This is a genomic window from Nitrospinota bacterium (assembly GCA_016208975.1).
GTDB lineage: Bacteria > Nitrospinota_A > UBA7883 > UBA7883 > JACRLM01 > JACQXA01.
The window spans coordinates 151,637-177,454 of record JACQXA010000003.1; the positions used below are offsets into that span (position 1 = coordinate 151,637).

Annotated in this window: 26 protein-coding genes; 16 read left to right on the forward strand and 10 right to left on the reverse strand. The window is 57.5% G+C overall.

Features of this window, described 5'->3' with window-relative positions:
• Positions 1-305: 305 nt before the first annotated feature.
• From ccoN to ccoS, 8 genes are all read left to right on the forward strand, one after another.
• The gene (gene ccoN, locus HY751_03325) at positions 306-1,730 is read left to right on the forward strand and encodes a cytochrome-c oxidase, cbb3-type subunit I (protein ID MBI4665426.1); all 1,425 of its coding nucleotides are present in this window, start codon (positions 306-308) and stop codon (positions 1,728-1,730) included.
• A 24-nt stretch (positions 1,731-1,754) separates the two neighbouring features.
• Entirely contained in the window at positions 1,755-2,444 is a 690-nt protein-coding gene (gene ccoO, locus HY751_03330; protein ID MBI4665427.1) for a cytochrome-c oxidase, cbb3-type subunit II, read from the forward strand.
• A 22-nt stretch (positions 2,445-2,466) separates the two neighbouring features.
• A complete protein-coding gene (locus HY751_03335) occupies positions 2,467-2,625 on the forward strand; it encodes a cbb3-type cytochrome c oxidase subunit 3 (protein ID MBI4665428.1) in 159 nt (52 codons plus the stop codon).
• A 1-nt stretch (position 2,626) separates the two neighbouring features.
• Entirely contained in the window at positions 2,627-3,493 is an 867-nt protein-coding gene (ccoP, locus tag HY751_03340) for a cytochrome-c oxidase, cbb3-type subunit III (protein ID MBI4665429.1), read from the forward strand.
• A 472-nt stretch (positions 3,494-3,965) separates the two neighbouring features.
• Positions 3,966-5,291 carry a cytochrome c oxidase accessory protein CcoG gene (gene ccoG, locus HY751_03345; protein ID MBI4665430.1) on the forward strand — a complete coding sequence of 442 codons (1,326 nt, stop codon included), beginning with the start codon at positions 3,966-3,968 and terminating at the stop codon, positions 5,289-5,291.
• 8 nt (positions 5,292-5,299) lie between these two features.
• Positions 5,300-5,833 (forward strand): FixH family protein, encoded by a 534-nt coding sequence (locus HY751_03350; GenBank protein MBI4665431.1) that lies wholly within the window; start codon positions 5,300-5,302, stop codon positions 5,831-5,833.
• 4 nt (positions 5,834-5,837) lie between these two features.
• Positions 5,838-8,315, forward strand: a complete 2,478-nt coding sequence (locus tag HY751_03355; protein MBI4665432.1) for a heavy metal translocating P-type ATPase — start codon at positions 5,838-5,840, stop codon at positions 8,313-8,315.
• A complete protein-coding gene (gene ccoS, locus HY751_03360; GenBank protein ID MBI4665433.1) occupies positions 8,306-8,515 on the forward strand; it encodes a cbb3-type cytochrome oxidase assembly protein CcoS in 210 nt (69 codons plus the stop codon). The genes HY751_03355 and ccoS overlap by 10 nt, the downstream gene beginning before the upstream one ends.
• A gap of 7 nt (positions 8,516-8,522) precedes the next feature.
• Here the strand turns inward: ccoS and HY751_03365 are convergent, their stop codons facing one another.
• From HY751_03365 to HY751_03375, 3 genes are all read right to left on the reverse strand, one after another.
• A complete protein-coding gene (locus tag HY751_03365) occupies positions 8,523-9,794 on the reverse strand; it encodes a sulfite exporter TauE/SafE family protein (GenBank protein MBI4665434.1) in 1,272 nt (423 codons plus the stop codon).
• Positions 9,795-9,934: 140 nt separating this feature from the next.
• The gene (locus tag HY751_03370; protein MBI4665435.1) at positions 9,935-13,294 is read right to left on the reverse strand and encodes an isoleucine--tRNA ligase; all 3,360 of its coding nucleotides are present in this window, start codon (positions 13,292-13,294) and stop codon (positions 9,935-9,937) included.
• A gap of 54 nt (positions 13,295-13,348) precedes the next feature.
• On the reverse strand, positions 13,349-14,155 hold the full coding sequence (locus HY751_03375) for a lipoate--protein ligase family protein (protein ID MBI4665436.1): 807 nt from the start codon (positions 14,153-14,155) through the stop codon (positions 13,349-13,351).
• 127 nt (positions 14,156-14,282) lie between these two features.
• On the opposite strand from HY751_03375, the gene HY751_03380 reads away from it, so the two are divergent.
• The 8 genes from HY751_03380 (at position 14,283) to HY751_03415 (ending at position 22,368) form a co-directional block, all read left to right on the forward strand.
• Complete coding sequence (locus HY751_03380; GenBank protein MBI4665437.1) at positions 14,283-15,779, forward strand: leucyl aminopeptidase; 1,497 nt, start codon at positions 14,283-14,285, stop codon at positions 15,777-15,779.
• A gap of 12 nt (positions 15,780-15,791) precedes the next feature.
• A complete protein-coding gene (hypA, locus tag HY751_03385) occupies positions 15,792-16,124 on the forward strand; it encodes a hydrogenase maturation nickel metallochaperone HypA (GenBank protein ID MBI4665438.1) in 333 nt (110 codons plus the stop codon).
• Positions 16,124-16,786, forward strand: coding sequence for a hydrogenase nickel incorporation protein HypB (hypB, locus tag HY751_03390; protein ID MBI4665439.1), 663 nt, complete (start codon positions 16,124-16,126; stop codon positions 16,784-16,786). The genes hypA and hypB overlap by 1 nt, the downstream gene beginning before the upstream one ends.
• Complete coding sequence (gene hypF, locus HY751_03395) at positions 16,770-19,067, forward strand: carbamoyltransferase HypF (protein MBI4665440.1); 2,298 nt, start codon at positions 16,770-16,772, stop codon at positions 19,065-19,067. The genes hypB and hypF overlap by 17 nt, the downstream gene beginning before the upstream one ends.
• Positions 19,068-19,084: 17 nt before the next feature.
• A complete protein-coding gene (locus tag HY751_03400) occupies positions 19,085-19,315 on the forward strand; it encodes a HypC/HybG/HupF family hydrogenase formation chaperone (GenBank protein MBI4665441.1) in 231 nt (76 codons plus the stop codon).
• Positions 19,312-20,418, forward strand: a complete 1,107-nt coding sequence (hypD, locus tag HY751_03405) for a hydrogenase formation protein HypD (GenBank protein ID MBI4665442.1) — start codon at positions 19,312-19,314, stop codon at positions 20,416-20,418. The genes HY751_03400 and hypD overlap by 4 nt, the downstream gene beginning before the upstream one ends.
• Positions 20,411-21,424 (forward strand): hydrogenase expression/formation protein HypE, encoded by a 1,014-nt coding sequence (gene hypE / locus HY751_03410; GenBank protein MBI4665443.1) that lies wholly within the window; start codon positions 20,411-20,413, stop codon positions 21,422-21,424. Before hypD ends, hypE begins: the two co-directional genes overlap by 8 nt.
• Positions 21,425-21,687: 263 nt before the next feature.
• Positions 21,688-22,368: a hypothetical protein gene (locus HY751_03415; protein MBI4665444.1), complete on the forward strand. Its 681-nt coding sequence runs from the start codon at positions 21,688-21,690 to the stop codon at positions 22,366-22,368.
• A gap of 96 nt (positions 22,369-22,464) precedes the next feature.
• On the opposite strand, the gene rpsS is transcribed toward HY751_03415, so the two are convergent.
• From rpsS to tuf, 7 genes are all read right to left on the reverse strand, one after another.
• On the reverse strand, positions 22,465-22,758 hold the full coding sequence (rpsS, locus tag HY751_03420) for a 30S ribosomal protein S19 (protein MBI4665445.1): 294 nt from the start codon (positions 22,756-22,758) through the stop codon (positions 22,465-22,467).
• 18 nt (positions 22,759-22,776) lie between these two features.
• Positions 22,777-23,601: a 50S ribosomal protein L2 gene (gene rplB / locus HY751_03425; GenBank protein ID MBI4665446.1), complete on the reverse strand. Its 825-nt coding sequence runs from the start codon at positions 23,599-23,601 to the stop codon at positions 22,777-22,779.
• Positions 23,602-23,616: 15 nt separating this feature from the next.
• Positions 23,617-23,910 (reverse strand): 50S ribosomal protein L23, encoded by a 294-nt coding sequence (locus HY751_03430; protein MBI4665447.1) that lies wholly within the window; start codon positions 23,908-23,910, stop codon positions 23,617-23,619.
• Complete coding sequence (gene rplD, locus HY751_03435) at positions 23,907-24,530, reverse strand: 50S ribosomal protein L4 (GenBank protein ID MBI4665448.1); 624 nt, start codon at positions 24,528-24,530, stop codon at positions 23,907-23,909. Before rplD ends, HY751_03430 begins: the two co-directional genes overlap by 4 nt.
• A gap of 3 nt (positions 24,531-24,533) precedes the next feature.
• The gene (gene rplC, locus HY751_03440; GenBank protein MBI4665449.1) at positions 24,534-25,250 is read right to left on the reverse strand and encodes a 50S ribosomal protein L3; all 717 of its coding nucleotides are present in this window, start codon (positions 25,248-25,250) and stop codon (positions 24,534-24,536) included.
• 18 nt (positions 25,251-25,268) lie between these two features.
• Entirely contained in the window at positions 25,269-25,589 is a 321-nt protein-coding gene (gene rpsJ, locus HY751_03445) for a 30S ribosomal protein S10 (GenBank protein MBI4665450.1), read from the reverse strand.
• Between the two features lie 18 nt (positions 25,590-25,607).
• A partial coding sequence (gene tuf, locus HY751_03450; protein ID MBI4665451.1) for an elongation factor Tu occupies positions 25,608-25,818 on the reverse strand: 211 nt, incomplete at its 5' end.

Sequence of the window (25,818 nt, forward strand, 5' to 3'; positions counted from 1 at the left end):
CAATTTCAACAACAGCTTGTTGTCGCAAAATGCGCCTCGATTTCGCGGGATCAACCGCAGGAATCGAAAAATCAAAACTTTTTTTATCCATCCTCCCCAAAAAAAACCATCCGGAATAAGTTAAAAACTTCCAACGCGTTGCGCTTAAGTACATTCCTGGCGGATAGATGTTTACGCTGAATCTTTGTGGCTCATGAATCCACCGCGCATTTGCCAACATCAAACGAGCGACCTATTTTTATCAGAGGATCAAGTTGAGAGGGCTTCATTGAAGCCATAGTTGTAACCATTGAGGAGAGGGGGCTGTGGAAGTATCACAAGCTGAATCCAAGTATAATTTCTCTATTGTCCAATGGTTTTCCATCGCGGCGGTGGTTTACCTGGTTGTCGGCGCCCTGGTTGGTGTTTACATCGCCGCGGAGCTGGCCTGGCCGTTCCTGAACTTCGACATCCCTTACATTACTTTCGGGCGTCTTCGTCCCCTTCACACAAACGCCGTGATCTTCGCGTTCGGCGGAAGCACGCTGTTCGCCACCTCCTATTACATCGTCCAGCGCACATGCAACGTGAAACTGTGGAGCGACAAGCTGGCGTGGTTCACCTTCTGGGGTTGGAACGCCGTGATAGTAAGCGCGGTAGTCACCCTGCCACTGGGCATCACCACCGGCAAGGAATACGCCGAGCTTGAATGGCCGCTGGACATCCTCATAGCGGTTGTTTGGCTTGCGTACCTGTTCAACTATGTGATGACCGTGGCCAACCGCAAGGTTTCACACATATATGTGGCCAACTGGTTCTTCTTCGCCATGCAGATAATGATCACCTATCTGCATGTGGTCAACAGCCTTGAGATCCCGGTGGAGCTTTGGAAGTCCTACTCCATATTCCCGGGCGTGCAGGACGCCATGATCCAGTGGTGGTACGGGCATAACGCCGTGGGCTTCTTCCTGACGGCGGGTTTCCTGGGCATCATGTACTACTTCGTGCCCAAACAGGCCGAGCGCCCCATATTCTCATACAGGCTGTCGGTATTGCACTTCTGGGCTCTCATTTTCGGCTACGTATGGATAGGCGCCCACCACCTGCAATACACCGCCCTGCCAGACTGGTCCGGCTCTCTGGGCGCGGCCTTCTCGATAGCGATGATAATTCCTTCATGGGGTGGCGCGGTGAACGGCATGCTCACCCTCTCCGGAGCGTGGGAAAAATTGAGGACGGACTATGTCCTGCGGTTCCTGATAGTCTCCCTGGCCTTCTACGCCATGAGCACTTTCGAGGGGCCCATGATGTCCATCCGCACCGTTAACGCCCTTTCGCATTACACCGACTGGACCATAGGCCACGTTCATTCCGGCGGCCTGGGCTGGGTGGCTATGGTGTCCATGGGCGCCATCTACCACATGGTTCCACGGCTGTGGGGAACGGAGCTGTACTCCAAAAAACTGGTGAACGTCCATTTCTGGATGACCACCATCGGCATAGCCTTCTACGTGTCGGCCATGTGGGTGTCCGGCATCATGCAGGGAATGATGTGGCGCGCGTACGACGAGTACGGCTCGCTGGTTTACACCTTCGCCGAGACGGTGGCGGCCATGCATCCGTATTACGTACTGCGCTGGTTCGGCGGCCTGATATTCCTGCTGGGCGCGCTGGTTATGCTATTCAACGTGGCCATGACCGCCATGGGGGCCAGGAAAACCGCCCCCGCCATGGCCCGCGCCACGGCTTAACGTCATAGAAGGAGTATTGAAAATATGGCGGATAACAACGGCAAGAAATCCTTTCAGGAACGGATGGAGCTGAACCTCCCGGCGTTCCTCCTGATGATAGCCATCGTGGTGTCCATCGGCGGCATTGTTACAATAGTGCCCCTTTTCTACCTGGACAGCACATGGGAGGACCGGGCCAAGAACCCGGACGGCTCCATGAAAAACCCGGAGCTTTCGGCGGTGCGCCCCTACACGGCCCTGGAGCTGGCAGGGCGGGACGTTTACCTGCGCGAGGGCTGTTACGTGTGCCACTCGCAGATGGTACGCCCATTCCGCGACGAGAAAGAGCGCTATGGCCATTACTCTCTGGCGGTGGAAAGCAAGTACGACCATCCGTTCCAGTGGGGCTCAAAGCGCACCGGGCCGGACCTGGCCCGGGTGGGCGGGAAATATTCCGACGAGTGGCACATCGCCCACATGAAAGATCCCAAGTCGGTGGTGCCGGAGTCTGTCATGCCCCGTTACCCGTGGTTGGAGTCGGCCATGTTGGACCCGGAGGGCGTAACGCGCCGCCTGAAGGCCATGCGGGCCATCGGAGTGCCTTATAGCGACGATGATATAGCCAACGCCACTGCGATGGTCTCCGGCAAATCGGAGATGCGGGCGCTGGTGGCATATCTTCAGGCGCTGGGCACGATGATAAAGTTCGAGGAGGGTAAGGATTACCGTGACTGACCAAACCGCTGGTTTGCTGGTGATGACGCCCACCGACTGGTTCGGGCTGATCCTTCTGGTCACGCTATCCGTGTTGCTGGCCGGGGTTTACATTTACGTACTGCGCCCCGGAAGCAAGGCAAAAATGGACAAACACCGGTACATCCCCCTGGAGGATGACCGCTTTGGCGAAGAGGACTGACATGGCGGAGAAACACGACCCTTACAAGGCTAAAGACACGGGCCACGAGTGGGATGGAATAAAGGAGCTGAAGAACAATCCACCCCGGTGGTGGATCATTTGCGGATACCTTAGTTTCGCTTTCCTGGCCGGGTACTTCATTTTGTATCCCTCTATCCCTCTGGTGAGCGGCTACACCCATGGTCTGCTGGGGTGGACCCAGATAGACGAGTACAAGGAGGGGGTGGAGGCCATAAACGCGGTGCGGGAACCTTTCGACAAAAAGATCGGGAAGATGACCGTGGCCGAAATACTGGCCGACCCTGAGATGAGCCGGTTCGCCCAGGTATCCTCCAAGGCGTTGTTCGGTGATAATTGCGCCGCCTGTCATGGCTCCGGCGGCCAGGGCGCCACGGGCTTCCCGGTTCTGGCCGATGACGACTGGCTGTACGGCGGGACCGTAGAAGCCATCCATGAGACCATAACCGGCGGCAGACAAGGGATTATGCCAGCCTACGCTCAGCTTTTGAGCAGGCAGGAGATAGACGACCTGGTGAAGTTCGTCTCCACGCTTCCGTCCGGCGCTATCCACGAAGCTGGTAAAGCCGTGTTTCTGGGACAGACCCCCGGCGCGGCGGACTGCGTGGCCTGCCATGGAGAGGACGCCAAGGGGATAAAAGACGTGGGTTCGGCGAACCTTACGGACAATATCTGGCGCTTCTCCGGCACGGAGGATGGGATTCGGCAGACCATCATGAACGGTGTCAACCAGGATGGCCCTCAAACCCGGAAAGCGGTGATGCCGGTTTTCGGCGGCAGGCTCACGGATAACCAGATCAAGAAACTGGCGGTAAGGGTTTACCTTTTGGGAGGCGGCCAGAAAGGCTGATCAGGCATAGTCCAGGCGCCAGCTTCAACTTGTGGCCGAGCGCTACCCAATTTAAATGGCGATTGGAGGATAAGCGGTTATGACGGACTGGGTTGTGATTGGCTCCCTTATCAGCGCCGTTGGCGCTCTGGCCATAGTGGTTTACCTTGGGGTGAAGCTTTGGTTTCTGTCCCATCAAGGGGAAAAGAACCAGTAAAGGCTTTTTCGGCATCTAATAATTTAAGGGGAGGGCTCAGACGCGGGAGTTTGCGCGTCCCCTCCCCTTTTTCTTTAGCAGTATGTTTTTTTAGGAATTGTAAAAGTGTCTAACGAAACCGTTACGGGCGGAACATTTATAAATTTCCAGGGAACAGACGTAAATCCACCTCCAGCGCCGGGCGGCGGGGTGGATCATGACGCCTTGGATAAACTATACGGCGACGCGGGTCACTGGAACGTTAACCTGGGCGAGGAAACCATCCACGCCAAACGGATGCCCGGCAGGTTCCGCCGGCTCAAATGGTTAGTTGCCTCCATTTACCTTTTGTATTTCATAGGGCCCTATCTGCGGTGGGACGGAAGGCAAGCCCTTTTGCTGGACATACCGGCCCGCAAATACCACATTTTCTCTCTTACCATATGGCCGCAGGATGTGTGGATGCTCTCCTTGCTACTGTTGACGTTCTTTATCACCCTCTTCGCGGCCACCACCATCGCCGGCCGGGTGTTCTGCGGATACGTATGCTGGCAGACGGTATGGACAGACGTTTACACCCTGATAGAAGAATGGATAGAAGGGCCGCCCGCCCAGCGGCGCGCTTTGGACAAGGCTCCATGGTCTCTCCATAAACTCCGCGTTAAAGCCCCCAAACAAGCCGCATGGCTGGTTCTAAGCGGGTTGACCGGCATCACCTTCACCGCGTACTTCATGGACGTTTTCGAGCTTTGGGGACGCTATTTCTCGCTGGAAGGGCCGGTGTATATATGGGTAACGCCCCTCCCCTTCATGATCGGCTCTTACATAGGCGCGGGCTTCATGCGAGAGCAGATATGCTTCTGGCTTTGCCCATACGCCCGCATCCAGGGGGTCATGACCGACCCGGAAACGCTGATGCCCACCTATGACAACCTGCGCGGCGAGCCCCGGGGCAAGCTCGTCAAATGCGCTATGACAGGAGTTAAAAACGGTGATTGCATAGACTGTAACCTTTGCGTGGCTGTTTGCCCCACGGGGATAGACATCCGGAACGGCCAGCAGGAAGGGTGCATCACCTGCGCCCTTTGTGTGGACGCGTGCGACACGGTTATGGAAAAAACCGGCAGGCCCACGGGGCTGGTGCGCTACATGTCGTTGAAAGAAAGCCATGGCGAGGCCCATAGGGCCGCTTTTAAACGGCCCCGGGTGCTTATCTACTCCGCCATAGTTATCGCCGCCATATCGGGTGTCATTTACGGGGCCACCCATCTTGCCCCCATGACGCTTACGGTCATCCACGAGCGCCAGCCGCTATTCGTGACCTTGTCGGACGGCTCCATCCAAAACAGCTACACGGTGAAGATACTCAACAAGACCGACAAGCCCATGGAATACAGGATCACCGCTTCTGGCGTTGATGGGCTTGGACTGGATGTGATGGGAGGGCCTGTGGCGCGGGTGGAGGCGGGCAAGGTGGCGCCGGTGCAGGCCAGGATCCGTGTCCCCAAAGGCAAGATGGCCGTGGAATCAGCCCCGGTATATTTCGAAGCGGAAAGCCTGTCTGATAGCGCAATCGGCGACCGGTATGAAAGCGTGTTCATCTCGCCAAAAACGGGAGGATAATATCCCTCATGAGCCAAAATCCGGCAACTTCGGGTAAAACAGTGGCGTCATCGGGAGGCGCCCTCAAAAGCCCATGGATATGGGGTTTCGCGGGGTTTATCGCCCTGGCGCTGGCGGTAAACCTGCTGGCGGTATATTTCGCCGTGTCGTCCAGCCCGGGCCTTGTGACGAAGGATTATTACGAACGGGGCCAGTCGTTCACCGAACGGGCCAAGCTAAGTTTCGTGATGCGCCAGAAACTGGGTTGGAGGCTGGATATAACTCCGGCTCCGGGAGCCTCCGTTGGCAAGCGCACTGAATTCACGCTGAATGTAACGGGCGTGGACGGAACCAATGCGACGGTGGACTCGGCATCCTTTTCCGCATACCGGCCATCGGACGCCACCGCGGATTTCTCCACCCCCATGGTTAAACAGGCTGATGGCTCGTTCAGGGCGGACGTGGAGTTTCCCCTCGATGGGGTATGGGACATCATCATCACCGCCAGCCAGGGAGACAACCAGGCGGATACGGCCCGGCGAGTGATCATTAAATCCCGTTAATCCCATGCCACAGGGCACAATAAAGCCCTTGAGCCGCTCAACGGAAGTTTGTTTCCATTGCGGCCTTCCCCTCCCAGGGTCCGGCCCTGTCCAAGCGGAAGCCGGGGGCGAAATAAAAAACTTCTGTTGCAACGGATGCGCGGCGGTTTGCCAGGCCATATTCGAATCCGGCCTGGAAGGTTATTACGAACGCGCTAACACCGGCCAGCCCCCTTTCGGCCCGCCTCCTCTCCCGCCGGAACATCCCGAAATATACGACATGGAGGATGTGCAGGCGGGAGTTGTAGCTGGCGATGGCGTGAAAGAAGCCTATTTCCTGGTGGACGGCATCCATTGCGCCGCTTGCGTATGGCTTATCGAACGGGCGTTGACTGGAAAGACCCGGGGGGTGGTTTCGGCGGAGGTGAACCTTGCTTCAAAAAAGCTGAAGGTGAAATGGGACGAAAACGCGACTCACCTTTCCACCATCATCCAAAGGCTCGGGAAGCTCGGTTACGCGGCCACGCCATATTCCACCATCGCCGCCGACGAGGCCACTAAAAAGAATCTGCGTCTTATGCTGTACCGCATAGGGCTGGCGGGATTCGCCGCCATGAACATGATGTGGATAGCCATAGCCCTTTGGGCGGGCGCTTCGGAGGGGGAATTCCGCGACTTCTTCCGGTGGGCCGGTTTATTCCTGGCCACGCCCACCCTGCTTTACTCCGGCTGGCCATTTTTCGCCGGGGCCTTTCGCGGACTGAGGGGATTGACCCTCACCATGGACCTGCCCATCGCCATTGGCGCTTCGGCCACATACCTTTACTCGGTTTATGTCACGGCGCTCAATCCCGCGCAGGGGGAGACATATTTTGATACGGTGGTGACGTTTATTTTCGTGATCCTCGTGGGGCGGTATCTTGAAGCCGCCTCACGCCACAAAGCCGCCGACGCCACCCTGCGGCTGATGGAGTTGCAACCAAAGGTTGTGACGGTGATAAGAGAAAACGGGGAAGAGATAATCCCGGTGAAAGCCGCGCTGGAAGGAGATATGGCGCTTATCAGGCCCGGGGAACGCATTGCTGTGGACGGGATTGTGATGGATGGGGAGAGCGAGGCGGACGAGTCTGTGATGACCGGTGAGTCCCGCCCCATAAGCAAGAAGCAGGGGGACGAAGTGGTGGCGGGAACCATGAACCAGTCTGGCGCCTTGCGCGTGCGGGTTACCCGCCCCATGCGGGAGACGGCTTTGGCCAAAATGATTAACCTTATCGAGGAAGCCCAGGCCTCCCGCGCCCCGGTGCAGAGGATTTCAGACAAGATAGTGCCGTGGTTCGTAGCCGCGACCCTTGGCGTGGCGGTGTTTACATGGATGTTTTGGATCGGCGACGGCGTTGAAAAGGCGCTGATGGCCTCCACGGCGGTGCTGATAATCACATGCCCCTGCGCCTTGGGGATGGCCACGCCCATGGCCATTGTGGTGGCCGCCGGGTGGGGGGCGAAGAACGGCATTTTCATAAAGAACGGCGAATCGCTGGAAACCCTCGCCAAGGCGAACAGTTTTCTTTTCGATAAAACCGGGGCGCTGACCGAGGGAAAGATAAAAGTGACCGGGTTCAATCCGGCGGAAGGCGTTTCCCCCGGCGAACTTTTATCGCTGGCTTCCGCCGTGGAGCGTTACTCGGAGCATGGCCTGGCCAGGGCCGTCGTTTTAAAAGCCAGGGAGCTTGGCCTGGAAGAGCCGGAACGGGTGGAGGATTTCAAATACACCCCAGGCATGGGCGTTGCCGCGAAAGTGGATGGGGCGATAATCCTTGCTGGCTCGGCCCGGTGGCTGGAAGGCAACGGGGCGCCTGTGTCGCCAGCCATGCTTGCAATGGCGCAACAGGAGGAAGCCGGAGGAGCCACATGCGTCTTCGCCGCCAGAAACGGGACGCTGATGGGATACATAACCTTGACAGACAACCCAAGGGAAAACGCGGGAAAAACCGTTGACCGGCTAAAGGCCGATGGGATGGAGCTTGCCATGCTCACCGGCGACAGGCTGGCGGTGGCAAAACACCTGGCCGTCCGGTTGGGTGGAATGGAATTGATAGCGGAAATGAAGCCGGAACAAAAAGCCGCCGCCGTGAAGGAACGCAAGAGCGCCGGCAAAGTGGTGGTGATGGTGGGTGACGGGGTGAACGACGCGCCCGCCCTGGCCACGGCGGACGTGGGAATAGCTGTGGCCACCGGCTCCGACGTATCCATGGCCAGCGCCGGGGTGATTGTCACCGGGGCAAGCCTGTTCAAGGTTTATGAATCGCTCGCCCTGGCGCGAAGGACGCTGGCTGTAATCAAACAGAACCTCACCATTTCGCTTGTATATAATCTTGTGATGGTCCCACTGGCGGCGGGCGGGTTTGTAACGCCGGTGCTGGCGGCGGTGGCCATGCCAATAAGCTCTCTGCTTGTTATTGGCAATTCCGCGCGGATTGGAATGGGAGTCGTTGGATGGAAGTGATCTACGGCCTGCTACCGGCCATCATCATTATGGGCCTGGGAGTTCTGGTGGCGCTTTTCTGGGCTGTGCGAAGCGGCCAGTATGACGACATGGAAGGCCCCGCAAACAGGATTCTGATGGATGATGACGACCCATCACTGCCGGAGAAAAGCGGAACACGCGCTGACGACAAATCGGATAAGCGGAAAAACAAGAGATAGGGCGAACCTAGCGCTGTTCCAGCGGTTTTTCCAGACTCCCGAATTTTTCCGGCGTTACATACTGGATTACATCCTTCCCCCCGGCGTTCACTATTACATCCACTCCTTTGGCCGGGTAAAGCCAATGGACAGCGCCGCCGGTTTTAATTTTCCTATCCGGCGGGCCGAACCGTTTGGCCACCATATCGTCATCCAGATTCACCGAAGGCACATAGGTGAGCGCCACCACAGGTTTCACGAACGCTTCGGCGAATTCGCCGGAGCCTAAGGTGTAGCGCAAATCCCCGCTGGGAGCCGGTTCTTTTTTAACCGGGCGTTCCCTCACCCTTACGACAAAATCGTTATTCGTCTGTATCAGCGCCGTTATCTCGCCGGTCAGCCCATCCATGGTGACCTTGCCAAAATAGGCTTCCAGCGACATGCTTCCATCGCGCCGCTCGAAAACGGATATTTCCGGGTCGGCCAGAAACAGCCGCGCGGCTTCCTCCACGGTGGTTTTTCCAAGGGTCACGCCGAGGACTTCCACGCGCCCGTCTGCGGTGATGGAAACGTTCCATGGCGTCATGGAAGGCGGTTGGATTTCTTGGTGGGATCCATGTTGAAGGGCGGCCGGGTGAGCCCCATGATGGCCGGTCATGACAAAAACCTTCACTATCATGAACAGCCCGAAAAGCGCCAACGCCACGGCGGCGGCTTTAAGCAGAACGCCCCGGATCCTCGGGGAAACAAGTTTGGTGATTGCGGCTACACCTAGAAGGGACGGAGCCGTGCCAAGCCCGAAGGCCACCAGTAAAATGGCCCCCGCCAGCCCATTACCGGAATTTAGCGCCAGCGCCAGCGCCGCGTAAACAAGGCCGCAAGGAAGCAGTCCGTTAAAAAACCCCACCACACCCCAGGCAGTTATGGACTTGCCGTTGGCGGCTTTACGAAGATATTTTGCGGGAGGAGCCAATCCGGGTAACTTGAAAAAAGATTCGGGGATGAACCCGCCCAGTTGAAAGGCGAAAATGACCATCGCAAAACCCGCCGCCACCGACAGGCCTTTCTGCGCGCCCATAGCTGTTCCAGCGCCGCCCACGGCCCCGGCCAGCGCCCCCAAAATGGCGTAGGAGGTAATACGCGTAGCGTGATATGTGGCAACTCCAGGCCACCACGGCCCCCGGGAGCCCAGCGTGAGGGCCATCACTATGCCCCCGCACATGCCCACGCAATGAAGCCCCCCAGCCAGGCCTAAAAGGAACGCCGCGGAAAAGTCCGGCCAGTACATGGAATGCGCCACCAACTTCCTATGCGGAGCTATCCCCGCCCCATATTTTTTTATTTATCTTAGATGCCGCGCTTCGCCCAAATGATTCCACTAACAAAAAAACGGCGGCTTATGTAAGCCGCCGACAACCGGTCTTTATGCCCAGCGGCTAATCAGGCCTTGACTATCGACACCCTCAACAGATGTTCCCCGGCTTCCAACTCCGCGCCGCTCTGAAGCCCTTTCACCCGCTCCACGCTTACGGCCAGAAGCTCTTCGGCCAGATATGCCCCATGAACCTCGAAAACCTTCTCCAGCGATTCGGATGCGGTGTCCCACTTCAACATTATGCGGTTCTCTATCTCCAGCCCCTCGTTCTTGCGGGCCACCTGCAGTTTGCGCAGAATCTCGCGCATGTAACCTTCTATGCGTATCTCCTCGGTAATCTCCGCGTTGAAGGCCACCCAGGTATTGCCGTCCTCGGCCACAGCCAGGCTCTCCGGCGACACCCCGGCCAGAATCAGGTCTTCCTTCGTAAGCTCCACGGGGCCGCCCTCGATGTTCACCGTCACCGTCTCCGCGCCGGATTTAAGGCTTGCGATAAGCTCATCCTTGGATACGCCGATGGCCTGGGCCAGAACGTTCATCAGCTTCCCCATGCGCGGCCCCAGCTTTTTGAAATCCGGTTTCAGGTCGTAACTCATGGGGCTTTTCGCGCCAAGGGCCGCAATCTCGATTTTCTTTACGTTCAGGGACTCCTTTAACGTCTCCTCAAACCGCGCCACCGCCCGTGCCTCCACGGGGTTGGCCGGGCCAACGGTGAGTAGCGACAACGGCTGGCGCACTTTTATCTTCTTCGCTTCCCGGGCCGACAGTGCGATGCTGTTTATCCTGATCACCGCCTCCATCTCGTCGGCCAGCGCCCTGTCCATCCGGGACGGGTCGCTTACAGGATAGTCCGCCAGGTGTACGCTTACGGGAGCATCCTTTACCACCGCGCGCAGAAGGTTCTGGTACATCTTCTCGGTCATGAAAGGTATTATGGGCGCCGCCAGCCGGGTTATGCCGTACAGGCATTCAAAAAGCGTTTCAAACGCGGCGCGGCAATCCGGGTCTGTCAATTCCCCCCAGAACCGCCGCCGGTTGTGTCGGATGTACCAGTTGGAGAGGGTTTCAACAAAATCCTCCAGCGCGCGGGTGGCGCCACGGATGTTTATGTCTTCGATGGAGGCGCGGCACCTGGTTATCACATCCTCCAACTCGGTGATTATCCACCGGTCGAAATCGCGCCTTTCGGTGAAGGGGGTGTGGTTCTCCGAGGGGACAAACCCGGCGATGCGGGCGTAGTTCACATAGAACCCGTAGGTGTTCCACAGGGTGTTGATGAACTTGCCCCTGATCTCCCGCAGAAGGGCGAACCCGAAATTGAGGTTTTTCGCCGGGTCATGCCTCATATATAGCCAGCGCATGACATCGGCCCCGGCCTGGTCCGCCGCGTCGTTGAACCATATGGCGTTCCCCTTGGACTTGTGCATCTCCTCCCCCTTCTCGTCGCGCACCAGCGCGTAACCCTTCAGGGTCTTGAAGGGGGCCATGTTCTCCATCATGGCGCTCATGGCCAGAAGGCTATAGAACCAGTTCCTGAACTGGCCGGGGAAACATTCCACAATAAGGTCCGCTGGGATCCATTTGGCCCAATACTCCCTGTCGGTGGAATAGCCGGTGGTGGAGTATGGCACTATGCCCGCGTCCAGCCAGGGGTTGCCCACATCTGGCACGCGATGGGCTTTGGAGCCGCATTTTTCACAGGCTATCTTCACCTGGTCTATCCACGGGCGGTGGGGGGTATGCCCCTCGAATTTATCCCAACCCTCGATGGCGCGGGATTTCAACTCCTCCCGGCCGCCGATAACGTCGAAATGACCGCACTTCTCACATGCCCATATCGGCAGGGCCAGACCCCAGAAGCGTTTTTTGGAGATCATCCAGTCGCTCATGTTCTCCAGCCATTCCATCTCCCGGTCATGCCCCCAGGCGGGTATCCAGCGGATGTCGTCCACTATCTTCTTTATCCGCTCGCGCCAGTCCATGTTGATATACCACTCGTCCACCAGGCGGAAAACCAGCTCGTCGCCGGTGCGCCAGCAATGGGGATAGAAATGGGGGTATTGCTCGGTGGCTATCAACAATCCTTTTTGGGTGAGACTGTCCAACACCAGGTCGCGCACATCATTGGAAGTGGCGTTCTTGCCGGTGAAGGAACCGAACTTGTCTATGAACAAAGCTCCGGCATCCAACGGGGAAAGTAGCGGTAGCCCCTCTTTTTTACCTATCACATGGTCCACATCGCCACATCCGGGGGCGATATGCACAATGCCCGTGCCTTCTCCGGCCACCACCGCCGGATTTCCCTGGCTGTCCCGCCCGCCGTCTATAACCCTATGGGCTTCCTTGGCCGGAGTGGTAACGCCGGGATTCTCGAAGGGATAGCCGCCTGGGATGGATTGCGCCTCCAGCTCGTCGAAGGGGCCCGCGTACCGCAACCCCACAAGCCCTGCGCCTTTTATCTTTCCCTCTATCTCATACCCGCCGCGTTCGTTGAAGATCTGGGCGATGGTCTTTAGTTTGGGAACCCCATCCAGCCACTCTTTCTTTTCCTTGAACTGCTTGTCCAGCCGTTTGAACTCCACGTTCTCGGCGGCCACATAATAGATCTGGCCGTCCTTTTTGGAGCGGAGCCGGACATACTCCAGATCCACGTTCACCGCCGCCGCCACGTTGGAGGTAAGGGTCCATGGCGTGGTAGTCCATATCAGGAGGTTCTCGCCGGGTTTGTCTATAAGAGGGAAACGCACGAACACCGACGTGTGCGCCACAAGCTTTCTGCCCTCGATAACCTCCATGTGGGAGTACGCGCAACCGGAGCGGCCCGACCAGGGCATCACGTCCGTTCCGCGATATACTTTGCCCTCGCTGTGGCATTTTTTCAGGAACGCCCAGATGGAGTAGTTGTTCTCCTCGCTCATGGTGTAGTAGGAGTTGTCCCAATCCATCCACATGCCGAGCCGTTTGGACTGGTCCGTCTGCACCCCGGAATATTTGATCACCCGGGCCTTGCAGTCGTTCACGAACCGGTCTATGCCATATTCCTCCACCTGGCGTTTGGTGGTGAACCCCTTTTCTTTTTCAACTTCCACTTCAACCCACAGGCCCTGGCAGTCGAACCCGTTTTGATAACGAAGCTCCCGCCCGTTCATGGCCCAATAGCGCTGGTAAGCGTCCTTATAGGTCCTTCCCCAGGCGTGATGCACCCCCATGGGGTTGTTGGCGGTGATGGGGCCGTCAAGAAATGAATATTTTTCTTTACCCCGGTTTTTCTCGCGAAGCAGGTTGAACGCGTCTGTGTCTTCCCACAACTTCAGGATATCCCGTTCCATGGCTGGCAGGTCAAACCAGCTGTCCACCTTCTCGTATCCGGCCTTGGCCGGGGCTTTATCGTCAAACGGCGCGTCCGCCGCGGTGTCTTCGCTCATGAAAACCTTCTATTGAGTTCAAACCATGTATGATTTCTGGCCGCAAGGGGATTATTATACATTATGGGGCTGGTTTTCGTTCATCGCGGAAACCATGAAATTCTCCGTCATTTCCTTCGCCAGTTCTTCCTCTTCCGGGGTAAGAAGGCTATCCATGAAACCGGCCTCCAAAACCCGCTCGAAGGCGCGGATAATGGCGTTACGGCCCTCATCCGCTTTGATCTTGATATACGGCAGGCTGTTGATGCCCCCCAGCCCCAAGGCCGCCTCTTCCCTGCGGCGCGGGTCGGTGAACCGCAGACATGAAAGGTATGCGCAGGTGTCCATCGTTAGTATAACGCTACCATGCTGAAGCGCCGCCTTTTTTGACCGGCGCTGGGCGGAGCCTACAACTTTACGCCCCATCACGGAAATCTCGTGCCTTGTCCTGGTGGCGAAGCAACAGGGGTTTTTAGCGTATTCTTTGACGCTGTCCTCGTCCACCGCCAGCCCCATATCCCGCAACGCGGTTTTCAACGCGCGGGCCACGGTTTCATACATTACCCTCAATGAGCCATAATGCCTGTCGCTTGCGGGAATCACCACAGAATAGGTGATCTCGTCCCAATGAAGCACGGCTCTCCCGCCGGTAGGCCGTCTTACAAGATCGATGTTATGGCTGTGGAGATACTCCGGATCCACGTCCGTCTCCACGTTTTGCGCGTATCCCACGGATAGCGTGGGCCTGCTCCATCCGTACAGGCGAAGAACCGGCGTTGCATCGTCCGATTCGGCCATGGCGCAAAGCGCCGCGTCCACAGCCATGTTCCACGCGCCATCGGCGGGCGCGTCCAGCAATAGCCGCCATTTATCTTTCATCATGCAATAATAAACGCCCGGCGGCCTTCACGCAAACCACTCTTGGATTGAAGGGCGGCGCGACGGCGTAATATACTTAACAAGGCAAGCCCCTCTTCCGGGGCGCAAGTTTTCACAATCCGGAGGCGTAATGAAATTTAGCGCGAAAGCATGCGAGCTGGACAAAGTCAGATCTGAAGCCACTGCCCTCTATCTTTTCGAGGGTGAGGCGCTGGATGGGGCTTTAAAACGGCTCGACAAGGCCTTGAATGGCCACATATCCAAAGCCGTAAAATCCGGCTTGTTCGAAGGGAAACAGGGGCAGACGTTACTGATAGACGGGCTGGGCATCATACCAGCCGGGAAAATACTTATAGCCGGGCTGGGCAAGAAGGAAAACGTTACCGTAGAAAAAGTGCGGCAGGTCTCCGGCAGGGTGGCCGCCATATTGCGCGACAACGGCGTGAAAAATTTCGTTACCGGGCTTGCGCAGGCGAAGGTTAAAGGGGCGGACACGGCCTTGCTGGCCCAGGCGGTGACAGAGGGCTCAATGCTGGCCCTCTATGTGTTCGACACGCTCAAGGCTGAAAAATCGCGGAGGAAAGTGGATTCCGCCACCCTTGCGGCGGAATCGGCCATCGAGGAGCGCAAGATGGCCGGAGGCGTGAAGAAAGGCGCCATCCTTGCGGATTCAGCCTGTTTGGCGCGGGACATGATAAACCTCCCATCCAATATAGCCACACCGTCATACCTTGCCGGGCAGGCGCGGAAAATGTCGGCGGAATATGGCGTTAAATGCTCCGTCTTCGGCCCCAAAGAGATAGAGAAAAACAAGATGGGCGGGCTTATGGCCGTGGCCAAGGGAAGCCACCAGCCGGCCAGGTTCATCATAATGGAATGGATGAAAGGGCCGAAAAACCAGAAGCCCATAGTTCTTGTCGGTAAGGGCCTTACCTTCGACACCGGCGGCATATCCATAAAGCCATCAGAGCGGATGGAGGAGATGAAGGCGGACATGTCCGGGGGCGCGGCGGTGATAGCGGCCATGCGTTCCGTGGCGGCGCTGAAATTGAAAACCAACGTGGTGGGGCTTGTGCCATCCACCGAGAACATGCCCGGCGGCTCCGCCACCAAACCGGGGGACGTGGTGACATCCCTGTCCGGCGTCTCCATGGAAATAATCAACACCGACGCGGAGGGGCGGCTTATCCTTTCCGACGCGCTGGCCTACGCCGGTAAATACGAGCCTGATTGCGTGGTGGACATCGCCACCCTCACCGGAGCCTGCATGGTGGCGCTTGGAACCCACTGCTCCGGCCTTTTCGGCAACGACGACGATTTGATGGAACAATTAAAAGATTCGGGCGAAATATCCGGTGAACGGTTGTGGCCCATGCCCCTCTGGCCCGAATATGAGGACCAGATAAAAAGCGAAGTGGCGGACATAAAGAACGTAGGCCCCCGCTGGGGCGGGGCCATCACCGCCGCCGCTTTCTTAAAGCGCCATGTGAAAGGCAAATGGGCCCATCTGGACGTGGCGGGCACCGCTTATATCAGCGATAAGGCGCGTAGCTACATCCCGCTGGGCGGTGTGGGCATTGGCGTGCGGCTTTTTGTCGATTTCATAGAGAAACGCGCGGGGCTTTAAATTGTGCACGAAATGTCCGTGGCTATAAGCGTGGCGCAGATTGCGGAGACCCATGCCCGCGAAAAAAACGCCAGCAGGATACTGTCCGTCACCGTGGAGGTGGGGGAGCTTAGCGGCGTCATGCCCGACGCGCTGGCTTTCTGTTACGAGGCGGCGGTGAAGGGAAGCCTGGCAGAGGGTAGCCAACTTGTTATCGAGAAAATAGCCGCTAAGGCGCAGTGCCCCGACTGCGGCTTGAGCTTCGCGCCGGAAAACCGCATATTCATCTGCCCCAAGTGCGAAGGGTTGTCCGCGGCAATGGTGGCCGGGGAAGAGCTGGCCGTGCGCCAGATGGAGATTGAATAATGGCCGAGGTGGTGGAAGTCAGGAAAAACGTGCTCGGCAAGAACGACGAGATAGCCGCGGCCAACCGCGAACATCTCGCGCGGCTTTCCGTTACGGCGTTAAATTTCGTAAGCTCGCCGGGGGCGGGCAAAACCTCTTTGCTGGTGCGCACCCTCAACGACCTGAAAGACGAAATCAGGTTCGCGGTAATCGAGGGGGACCAGGAGACGGACAACGACGCCCGGAGGATAGCGGAAACCGGCGTTCCCGTCACGCAGATAAACACCATATCGGCGTGCCATCTGGACGCGCAGATGGTGCGCGGCGCGTTTGCCGAAATACCCTTGCAGACCGTGGACACTTTGCTTATCGAAAACGTGGGCAACCTGGTATGCCCCGCCTCTTACGACCTGGGGGAGAATATGAAAGTGGCGGTGATGTCCGTCACCGAAGGGGAAGACAAACCGGCCAAATACCCAAAGATGTTCCGGGTGTCGTCGGCGCTGTTGATTACCAAGGCTGACCTTCTGCCCCATCTGGATTTCGACCTGCCCCGCGCCGTGGAATACGCGAGGAACGTGAATCCCTCGCTGAAGATTTTCACGGTGTCGTCGAGAACCGGCGAGGGGATGGAGGATTGGTACGGTTTCATCCGGGCAATGCGGAATGCCGGGCAAGGGTGAGCGTGCGCGGAAAATAATTGAAGTCACCGGCATCGTGCAGGGTGTCGGGTTCAGGCCGTTCATCCACCACCTGGCTGGAAAACACGGCGTGGCGGGCAATGTTCTTAATAATGTTCGCGGTGTTGTTATAAACGCCGAGGGCGCTCATAACGCCGTGAACGCTTTCGAGGAAGACATCGTAGAGCTGGCGCCGCCACTTGCCCATATCACATCCATAAAATCCACATTCGCCGAGCCCACTGGGGCCAGGGGTTTTGTGATAGTGGAAAGCGAATACGTAGGGGACAAACGGGCGCTAATAGCCCCGGACGCGGATGTTTGCCCCGATTGCCTGCGGGAAATGCTCGACCCTGCCGACCGCCGCCACCGTTACCCGTTCATCAACTGCGTAAATTGCGGCCCGCGGTTCACCATCGTCACGGACGTTCCCTACGACAGGCCCAACACCACCATGTCGGCGTTCCCCATGTGCCATTATTGCCGGAGTGAATACGAAAACCCGGAGAACAGACGATACCACGCCCAGCCCGTGGCCTGCCCTGTGTGTGGTCCGAGGTTGATGTTCCTCGGGCCGGATTTTATGCCACTAGCCGCTGATGACCCTATTGTCGCCGCGATGGAAACGTTGGCGCAGGGAAAAATCGTGGCCATTAAAGGAATCGGCGGCTATCACCTGGCTTGCGACGCGGGGAACGACGAGGCCGTAAACCGGCTACGAACCTTGAAAAAGCGGGACGAAAAACCTTTCGCCATCATGTTTACTGATTTAGCGACCGTCGCCAGATATGCCCACCTAAGCGAGAAAGAGCTGGCGCTTCTTGCCAGCAGGCCTCATCCAATCACTCTGGTGAAGAAAATAGCGGCGCCCAGTTTCAATTCATCCACTCCGGGCAACCGCTATATAGGCGCCATGCTACCCTACTCCCCGCTTCACCACCTGCTTTTCCATACGGCGCCGTACAACTCCCTGGTGATGACATCCGCCAACATAAGCGACGAGCCCATCGTTTACCGTGATGATGACGCAAAAACGCAACTGGCGGGAATCGCCGATAATTACCTGGCCCACAACCGGCCCATCCACAACAAGGCGGACGATTCCATCGAGAAGGTCATGGGCCACGGCCCTGTGGTAATCCGGCGCTCCCGGGGCTACACGCCTGCGCCTATCATGCTGGACAGGGAATACCCTAATATCCTGGCCGTTGGAGGTGAGCTTAAGAACACCTTCTGCCTGATAAAAGGCGATCGGGCTTTTTTAAGCCAGCACATGGGCGATTTAAAATATGAAGACACCCTCGCCACCTTCACCGAAGGAGTCGAGCGGATGTTGGAGCTATTGGGCATCAACGAGCTGGCGGCCGTGGCCCACGACATGCACCCGGCGTATCTCAGCTCCACCTACGCCCTATCGCGGCCGGAGGCGGTAAAGGTAGCCGCGCAACACCATCACGCGCACATGGCGTCGCTCATGGCGGAGCGTGGATTGGACGGGGAGGTTATCGGCATTATCTTCGATGGCACGGGATATGGTCTTGATGGCTCGATCTGGGGTGGCGAGTTCTTGACCGGATCCGCACGGCAGTTTAAACGAGCGGGCGCGATAAATCCCATCCCCCTGTTAGGCGGCGACGCGGCGATAAGAGAGCCATACCGGTTGGCGCTGGCGTTGTTGTTTGAACTCTATGGCGACAGCTTTCCAACGTTGCCGGTAGAATGGTTAAACTCGCTGGAGCCGCAGAGGCTCCAAATCTTTCGCACGATGCTAAAGAACCGCGTGAACACCCCGTTATCGCATGGAATGGGCAGGATGTTCGACACTGTTTCGGCCCTTATCGGGCTTTGCCCCCGCGCTTCTTTCGAGGGGCAAGCCGCCATGGCGCTGGAGATGGAGGTTGAAACCGGCGGTTACGAGGCGTATCCTTTTTTTATCGCCGCAGATGGGGGGCAGGCTGTCTCGCTGGATTTCAGGGACACCTTCAAATCGCTGGTTGAGGACGTTATCGCAAGGCGTGGAATGGGGATTATGGCGGCCAGGTTCCACGAGACGGTGGCGCAAGCCGCTTTAGCCATGGCAGGCCGTATCCGCAAAGAAAGCGGGCTGAACCGCGTTCTTTTATCCGGTGGTGTTTTCCAGAATTCAGTTTTGTCCGACAGGCTGGGCGCATTGCTCCAATCGGCCGGTTTTGATGTGTACCGGCATGGCAGGGCGCCTTGCAACGATGGGGGCCTTGCGCTTGGGCAGGCTTTAATAGCCGCTAAAACTCTGGTGAACGATTAATACGGGAGAATCGCTACATGTGCGTTGCCGTGCCGATGAAAGTTATCGAAGTGGATGACGTGAACTGCGTGGCGGAAATAGACGGCGTCCGCAAAACCATCTGCGTCATGACGCTGGACGACGTTAAACCCGGAGATTATGTGATGGCGCACGCCGGTTTCGCCATCGCCAAGGTGGACCCTGCCACCGCCGACGAAACATTGCGGCTGATGCGCGAGATCGTGGAGTCGGAGGAACGGGATAGATGAGATACATCGAAGAGTTCCGCGACGGGAAGCTGGCCGCAAAGCTTGAGCAAGACCTGGTCCGGGAAGCCGCAAGGCTTGCCAGGGCCATTACACTGATGGAAGTTTGCGGTACCCATACCATGTCCATCTACCGTCACGGTTTGCGCTCCATGTTCCCGGAAAACGTGAAAATGGTATCTGGCCCCGGGTGCCCGGTTTGCGTGACACCCGTGGGTTATGTGGACATGGCCATTGAGCTGGCGCGAACGCCGGGGGTGATAATCACCACCTTCGGCGACATGATGCGCGTGCCCGGCACATCCTCCGCCCTGCAGAAAGAGCGCGGCGCTGGAAAGGACGTGCGGGTGGTATATACCGCCTTGGACGCGCTGACCGTGGCCGCCAACAATAAAAATAACGAGGTGGTGTTCCTGGGAGTGGGCTTTGAGACCACCGCCCCTTCCATAGCCTCCACAATCATCATGGCCAAAAAGCTGGGTATCACAAACTTCTCCGTTCTTTGCGCGCACAAGGTGATGCCGGAACCCATGGAGGCTTTAACCAGCGGCCAGTTGAAGCTGGACGGCTACATGTGCCCCGCACATGTCTCCGCCATTATCGGCGAGGAGGGTTATAGGCCCATTGCAGGAAAATACGGCGTCCCCTGCGTCATTACCGGGTTTGAGCCGCTGGACATCCTTCGTGGCGTAATCATGCTTGTCCGGCAGGTGGCCGATGGACGGGCCGAGGTTGAAAACGAATATAACCGCGTTGTCCTGCCCGAGGGCAATAGGAAAGCGCAGGCCATATTGGCGGACGTGTTCGTAAAATCCAGCGCGGTGTGGCGCGGTCTGGGCCCCATACCCGATAGCGGCCTGGCCATCGCGCCAAAGTATGAAGCTTATGACGCGGCCAAAAAATTCGGGATTGTAGAGCCTCCATCCCGTGAAAATCCGGCATGCGTGTGTGGAGAGATACTTAAAGGGTTAAAAGGGCCGCAGGACTGCCCGCTGTTCGGAAAAGCGTGTGTCCCGGAAAACCCCATCGGGGCCTGCATGGTCTCTTCGGAAGGCACATGCGCCGCCCATTACCGTTATGGCGCAGGAGCGTTGGCCCATGCGTGACAAGTTCATTCTTCTGGGCCATGGCTCCGGCGGCCAAATGACCGGAGAACTGCTGTCCAAAGTGGTAATGCCCGCCATTTATGACGGCGGGCCGCCGCCGGACATGGACGACGCCACGCCCGCCACGCTCCCCCACAACAAGATTTGTTTCACCACCGACAGTTACGTGGTAGATCCGTTCATATTCCCCGGTGGTGACATCGGCGACCTGGCGATAAACGGCACCATAAACGACCTGGCCATGGCCGGGGCGGAGCCATTGTTTATCAGCCTGGCTTTTATTCTGGAGGAAGGGCTTTCAATGGACGGGTTCAAATCTGTTCTCGGTTCCATCCGGAAAGCCTCGTCGCAAGCGGGCGTTCAAATCGCCTGTGGAGACACAAAGGTTGTGCCCCGGGGCAAGGGGGACAAGATTTTCATCAACACCTCCGGCGTGGGCGCCGCAAGGGAGGGGCTGGTGGTCCATTCCCGCAACGCGGCCCCGGGCGACGTGGTGATAATCAACGGAACCATTGGCGACCATGGGATAGCCGTCATGAGCCAACGGGAGGGGATGCGGTTTGAGTCCCCGGTTGTGAGCGATACGGCGGCGCTACATACCCTTGTGAGCGACATTATAGACGCCGGGGTGGAAATCCATGTCATGCGCGACCCCACGCGGGGCGGTCTGGCCACCGTGGCAGTGGAGATAGCCGAGGCCGCTGGCGTTTCCATAAGGCTGGATGAGCGGGCCATGCCCATATCAAAATCCGTGGCGGGCGCTTGCGAGATTTTAGGGCTGGATCCCATGTATGTGGCCAACGAAGGGAAGATGATACTGATTGCGCCTGAGCGGGACGCCGAAAAGGCGCTTAAGGTTATGCGGTCTCACCGGCTGGGGCAAGACGCCGCCATTATCGGGCGTGTGCTGGAACGGGGCCAGCCAAAAGTCACCGTTACATCATCCGTAGGCGGCGTGCGGATGATAGGGAAACTGCCGGGGGAATTGTTGCCGAGGATTTGCTGAAAATCGGTTTCAGCCGCAACCATACCTTGGATATTCTTCCTGTGGCGGTTCTTACCGGGTATTGTTAAACTATTCTTATGGCGAGACACTTTAGGAATAGCCAGGGTTTACCATGCGCCGGAGATGGTGATGGGGGGATGTGAGCGCCTCAATAATTTCCAGCTTAATCTAAAGAGAGGTTGACCTCTCCCTGCCATCATTTTTGTGTCCCAGAAAATGAATTCTGAGGATTATATCCACGAAATCATAGGGGGGCTTCAAAAATGAAAAGATTCATCAACTTCTCAGGTTTCATCCTGTTTCTATTCCTTGTCTCGTGCGGCGGAGGCGGTGGTGGCGTCTCTTCATCCGGCTCAACCGGCGGTTCGTCCGGCCCAAGCGCAACAGCCACCTTGGCGGAAGAGCCGTGGGTGGGCGCATGGCGTCTGCAATCAATCGCCGGGACAGATTACTCCAACTCCGGTGTTACGGTGACTTTCGGCAAGGCAGGAACGAGCCCGTCCCGCCTGGACGGAATCCATACTGTATGCCAGACATGCTATTCCGGCAAGGCGTGGTTAATCTTATCCGGCAATAGTGGCAGTATCACATTCACCGATGTGGAATTCTGGTCAGACTCCACTCCATCAACCCAGGCCACAGAGGCGTATGTGGAGCATACGATGGATTGGACCAAGGCCAGTTACTCCAACGCTGAAGTTGAGAGCGTATTCTCCAATCTCGCCCATAGAAACGCCCAGGCGAGCGGGAAGTTCAATACGGGATACGACAATGGCGATTACCACGCCACTTATGACATCACCACGATGCTTGCGGTGGCTTACTATCACGACTATCTTGAGATGATCCTAACGATGGTTACCGGGAATTCCTCGCTGGCCATAGCGATGACGGATCAGATATTGGTGTCTGGCGGCCTCATGGATTTCATGCTGGCCCCTTGAGAAGACCGGTAACGCCAACCTGGTAGCGGCGCGGTTGTGAGAAATAAAAACGGCGCGCCCTTGTTGGGACGCGCCGCACAATGGCTAAAAGACGGGCTATTTGCCGGCCGGGGCGCCGCTGGACCGTTTCTCGCCTTTGGCGTGGCCGCGATAGGTGCGGGTGGCGGCGAATTCGCCAAGCTTGTGGCCCACCATGTTCTCGGTGACATACACCGGGATGAACTTCTTCCCGTTATGCACAGCAAAAGTATGGCCCACGAACTCCGGAGTCACCGTGGAGCGGCGGGACCAGGTCTTCACCATCTTCTTCTCGTTCTTGGAGTTCATTTCCAGGACTTTCTTCATTAGAGAGTCCTCAACGTAAGGTCCTTTTTTTAACGATCTAGACATATTCGTCCTTTTACCTGGCTACTTGCGCCGTTTGACTATCTGTTTGTCGGATGCGTTCTTCTTCTTGCGGGTCTTGGCGCCCTTGGTGGGCTTGCCCCACGGGGTAACGGGGTGCCTGCCGCCGGACGTTCTGCCCTCGCCGCCGCCATGCGGATGGTCGATGGGGTTCATGGCCACGCCGCGAACCTTGGGGCGTTTGCCCAGCCAGCGGTTTCTGCCCGCCTTGCCTATTGATATGCCTTCCCGCATGGAGTTGCCCACGGCCCCAAGGGTGGCTTTGCAAATCACGGGAACCAGCCTCACCTCGCCGGATTTCAGGCGGATGAGGGCTTTATCCCCCTCCTTGGCCATCAACTGGGCGGAAGCGCCGGCGGCCCGCATCATCTGCGCGCCACGGCCCGGTGTCATTTCTATGCAGTGGATCTGCGCGCCGAGGGGAATGTTCTTCAGCGGCATGGCGTTACCGGTCTTTATGTCGGCCCCTTCGCCGGACATAACCTGGTCGCCCGCTTTCAAGCCCTCCGGAGCCACGATGTAGCGTTTCTCGCCATCAGCGTAGCTCAACAGGGCGATATTAGCGGTGCGGTTCGGATCGTATTCAATGGCCTCCACTTTGGCCGGAATGCCGTCTTTGTCCCGTTTGAAATCCACAACGCGCAAAAGCCTTTTGTGGCCGCCTCCGCGCCTGCGCACTGTAACGCGGCCCAGGTTGTTCCTGCCGGATATCTTGGTGGTCGGTTTTGTGAGCGACTTTTCCGGCCTGCTTTTGGTTATCTCGGAGCTGTCCAGCGTAACGCGGGTGCGGCTACCGGGCGAGGTGGGCGCAAATTTCTTGAGAGCCATGTTAAAACCTGTTCCTTATACCTGTTCGAAAACTTCTATGGTCTGGCCTTCTTTCACGGTGACGATGGCCTTTTTCCAGTCGGGCCGTTTGCCGGAGAACCGGCCCAGCCGTTTCACCTTGCCCTTGACGTTTACTATGTTCACTTTGTCCACCTTTACCTTGAACACTTCTTCAACGGCTTTTTTCACCTGGCCCTTGGTGGCGGCGGGGGCTACCGAGAACGTTATCTTGTTCTGATGATCCTTGGCGTCGCCGGCCTTTTCGGTGATGATCGGGCGGCGGATCAGATCATACGCGCTTGTAGTCATTTTCCAAGGCTCTCCTGAATCACGCCCAAAGCCTCCTTGGTTATAAGGAGATTGTTGGCGTTGAGCACGTCATAAACATTCAGCCCCTGCGCGGACATAAGCTTCACGCGGGGAATATTCCTGAAACCCAAACCTGTATTGGGCTCTATTTTATCCACAACCACCAGGGTCTTGCCGGACAAACCCAGGTTATTAAGGGCCAAGGCGGCCAGCTTAGTCTTGGGCTCCGCCAGCGCAACGGAATCCACCACCACCACGGCGTTTTCTTTCACCTTGGAGGACAGGGCGGAAATCAGCGCGCCGCGCCGCACTTTCTTGGGGATGGAATAGCTGTAGTCCCTCGGCCTGGGGCCGAAGGTTATGGAGCCGCCACGCCACAGGGAGGAACGGATGGAGCCAGCCCTTGCCCGGCCGGTGCCCTTCTGTTTCCAGGGTTTCCTGCCGCCGCCGCTCACTTCGCTACGAACCTTGGTATTATGGGTTCCAGCCCGGCGTTTGGCCAACTGCCACAGCACAACCTCGTGAATGAGGCCTTCCTTCACCTCGGCTTCGAAAACCGACGGGGAAAGCTCCGCCTCTCCAACTTTTTTCTTGCTCAGGTCTAACACATCAACCAACATGGTTTATTTCCCGCTCTTCTTCTTGGAAGCCTTCAGCGGGTTCACAAACCTCGCCTCGGCCGCCTTGTGCACTTTCTTCTCTTTTCTTACACTAGCCGCCACCGACACCAAGTCTCCTGTGGCGCCAGGCACCGAGCCTTTAACCAGCACCAGGTTCTGCTCGGGGAATATCCTGACCAGCTCCATATTCAGGGTGGTCACCCGTTCGGCGCCCATATGACCGGGCATTTTCTTGCCGGGGGTAACCCTTCCTGGAAACTCTCTCATGCCCACCGAGCCTACGTGCCTGAAATACTCGTGGGTGCCACGGCTGGCCGGCTGGCCCTTGAACCCATACCGTTTCACGACGCCCTGGAAACCTTTACCCTTGCTCACCCCGGTGATGGATACGAAATGGGCGCCCTCCAGCACTTGTGCGGTTATGGTGTCTCCGGGTTTGTACGTGGCGGAGCCTTCGCTCAACCGGAACTCCCGCAAAAACCTGTGGGGTTTCACGCTCGCCTTTGCGAAGTGCCCACGGGCCGGTTTGGCCACTTTCCTCGGGTCTTTCTTTTCCAGCGGCTCAAAACCTATCTGCACCGCCGAATAACCGTCTTTCTCAGGGGTTTTAACCTGCACAACCGGGCACGGCCCCAGCTCCAGCACCGTAACCGGCACCGCGTCGCCGTTCTCGGCGAACACCTGGGTCATCCCCACTTTCCTGCCTATAAGTCCTTTCATTGTCCTAGCGCTCCCGGCCTACAGCTTTATCTCGATGTCCACGCCAGCCGAAAGGTCCAGCTTCATCAGGGCGTCCACCGTGTTGGGCGAAGGCTCCACGATGTCGATAATGCGCTTATGTGTGCGCATCTCGAACTGCTCGCGGGACTTCTTGTCCACATGCGGAGACCGCAGAACCGTCCATCGGTTGCGGCTTGTCGGCATGGGTATGGGGCCGATAACGCGCGCGCCGGAGCGGCGCACGGTCTCGACTATTTCTTTCACGCTCTGGTCGAGCACCCTGTGGTCGTAAGCCTTCAACCTGATCCTGATTTTCTGGCCAGCGGATAACGTAGTCATTTCCTTTAAATCCTATTCTTACTCCGAAATCTCGGTGATAACGCCCGCGCCCACGGTCCTGCCGCCCTCGCGGATGGCGAACCGGAGCTCCTTCTCCATCGCTATGGGGGTGATCAGCTCCACCGCCAGCGTAACGTTGTCTCCGGGCATCACCATCTCTACGCCTTCAGGCAACGTGGCGACACCTGTCACGTCCGTCGTCCTGAAATAAAACTGCGGCCGGTATCCG

Coding starts and splice junctions, on each gene's coding strand:
- HY751_03415 (MBI4665444.1), top strand. CDS start 21,688: ATGAAAAGATTCATCAACTTCTCAGGTTTCATCCTGTTTCTATTCCTT.
- HY751_03370 (MBI4665435.1), bottom strand. CDS start 13,294: ATGAGCGAAGACACCGCGGCGGACGCGCCGTTTGACGATAAAGCCCCG.
- hypE (MBI4665443.1), top strand. CDS start 20,411: ATGCGTGACAAGTTCATTCTTCTGGGCCATGGCTCCGGCGGCCAAATG.
- ccoO (MBI4665427.1), top strand. CDS start 1,755: ATGGCGGATAACAACGGCAAGAAATCCTTTCAGGAACGGATGGAGCTG.
- ccoS (MBI4665433.1), top strand. CDS start 8,306: ATGGAAGTGATCTACGGCCTGCTACCGGCCATCATCATTATGGGCCTG.
- HY751_03350 (MBI4665431.1), top strand. CDS start 5,300: ATGAGCCAAAATCCGGCAACTTCGGGTAAAACAGTGGCGTCATCGGGA.
- rplB (MBI4665446.1), bottom strand. CDS start 23,601: ATGGCTCTCAAGAAATTTGCGCCCACCTCGCCCGGTAGCCGCACCCGC.
- hypB (MBI4665439.1), top strand. CDS start 16,124: ATGGCCGAGGTGGTGGAAGTCAGGAAAAACGTGCTCGGCAAGAACGAC.
- hypD (MBI4665442.1), top strand. CDS start 19,312: ATGAGATACATCGAAGAGTTCCGCGACGGGAAGCTGGCCGCAAAGCTT.
- rplC (MBI4665449.1), bottom strand. CDS start 25,250: ATGAAAGGACTTATAGGCAGGAAAGTGGGGATGACCCAGGTGTTCGCC.
- HY751_03380 (MBI4665437.1), top strand. CDS start 14,283: ATGAAATTTAGCGCGAAAGCATGCGAGCTGGACAAAGTCAGATCTGAA.
- rpsS (MBI4665445.1), bottom strand. CDS start 22,758: ATGTCTAGATCGTTAAAAAAAGGACCTTACGTTGAGGACTCTCTAATG.
- ccoG (MBI4665430.1), top strand. CDS start 3,966: ATGCCCGGCAGGTTCCGCCGGCTCAAATGGTTAGTTGCCTCCATTTAC.
- hypA (MBI4665438.1), top strand. CDS start 15,792: ATGTCCGTGGCTATAAGCGTGGCGCAGATTGCGGAGACCCATGCCCGC.
- rpsJ (MBI4665450.1), bottom strand. CDS start 25,589: ATGACTACGTTATCCGCTGGCCAGAAAATCAGGATCAGGTTGAAGGCT.
- HY751_03375 (MBI4665436.1), bottom strand. CDS start 14,155: ATGATGAAAGATAAATGGCGGCTATTGCTGGACGCGCCCGCCGATGGC.
- HY751_03355 (MBI4665432.1), top strand. CDS start 5,838: ATGCCACAGGGCACAATAAAGCCCTTGAGCCGCTCAACGGAAGTTTGT.
- HY751_03400 (MBI4665441.1), top strand. CDS start 19,085: ATGTGCGTTGCCGTGCCGATGAAAGTTATCGAAGTGGATGACGTGAAC.
- rplD (MBI4665448.1), bottom strand. CDS start 24,530: ATGTTGGTTGATGTGTTAGACCTGAGCAAGAAAAAAGTTGGAGAGGCG.
- ccoP (MBI4665429.1), top strand. CDS start 2,627: ATGGCGGAGAAACACGACCCTTACAAGGCTAAAGACACGGGCCACGAG.
- HY751_03335 (MBI4665428.1), top strand. CDS start 2,467: ATGACGCCCACCGACTGGTTCGGGCTGATCCTTCTGGTCACGCTATCC.
- HY751_03430 (MBI4665447.1), bottom strand. CDS start 23,910: ATGACTACAAGCGCGTATGATCTGATCCGCCGCCCGATCATCACCGAA.
- hypF (MBI4665440.1), top strand. CDS start 16,770: ATGCCGGGCAAGGGTGAGCGTGCGCGGAAAATAATTGAAGTCACCGGC.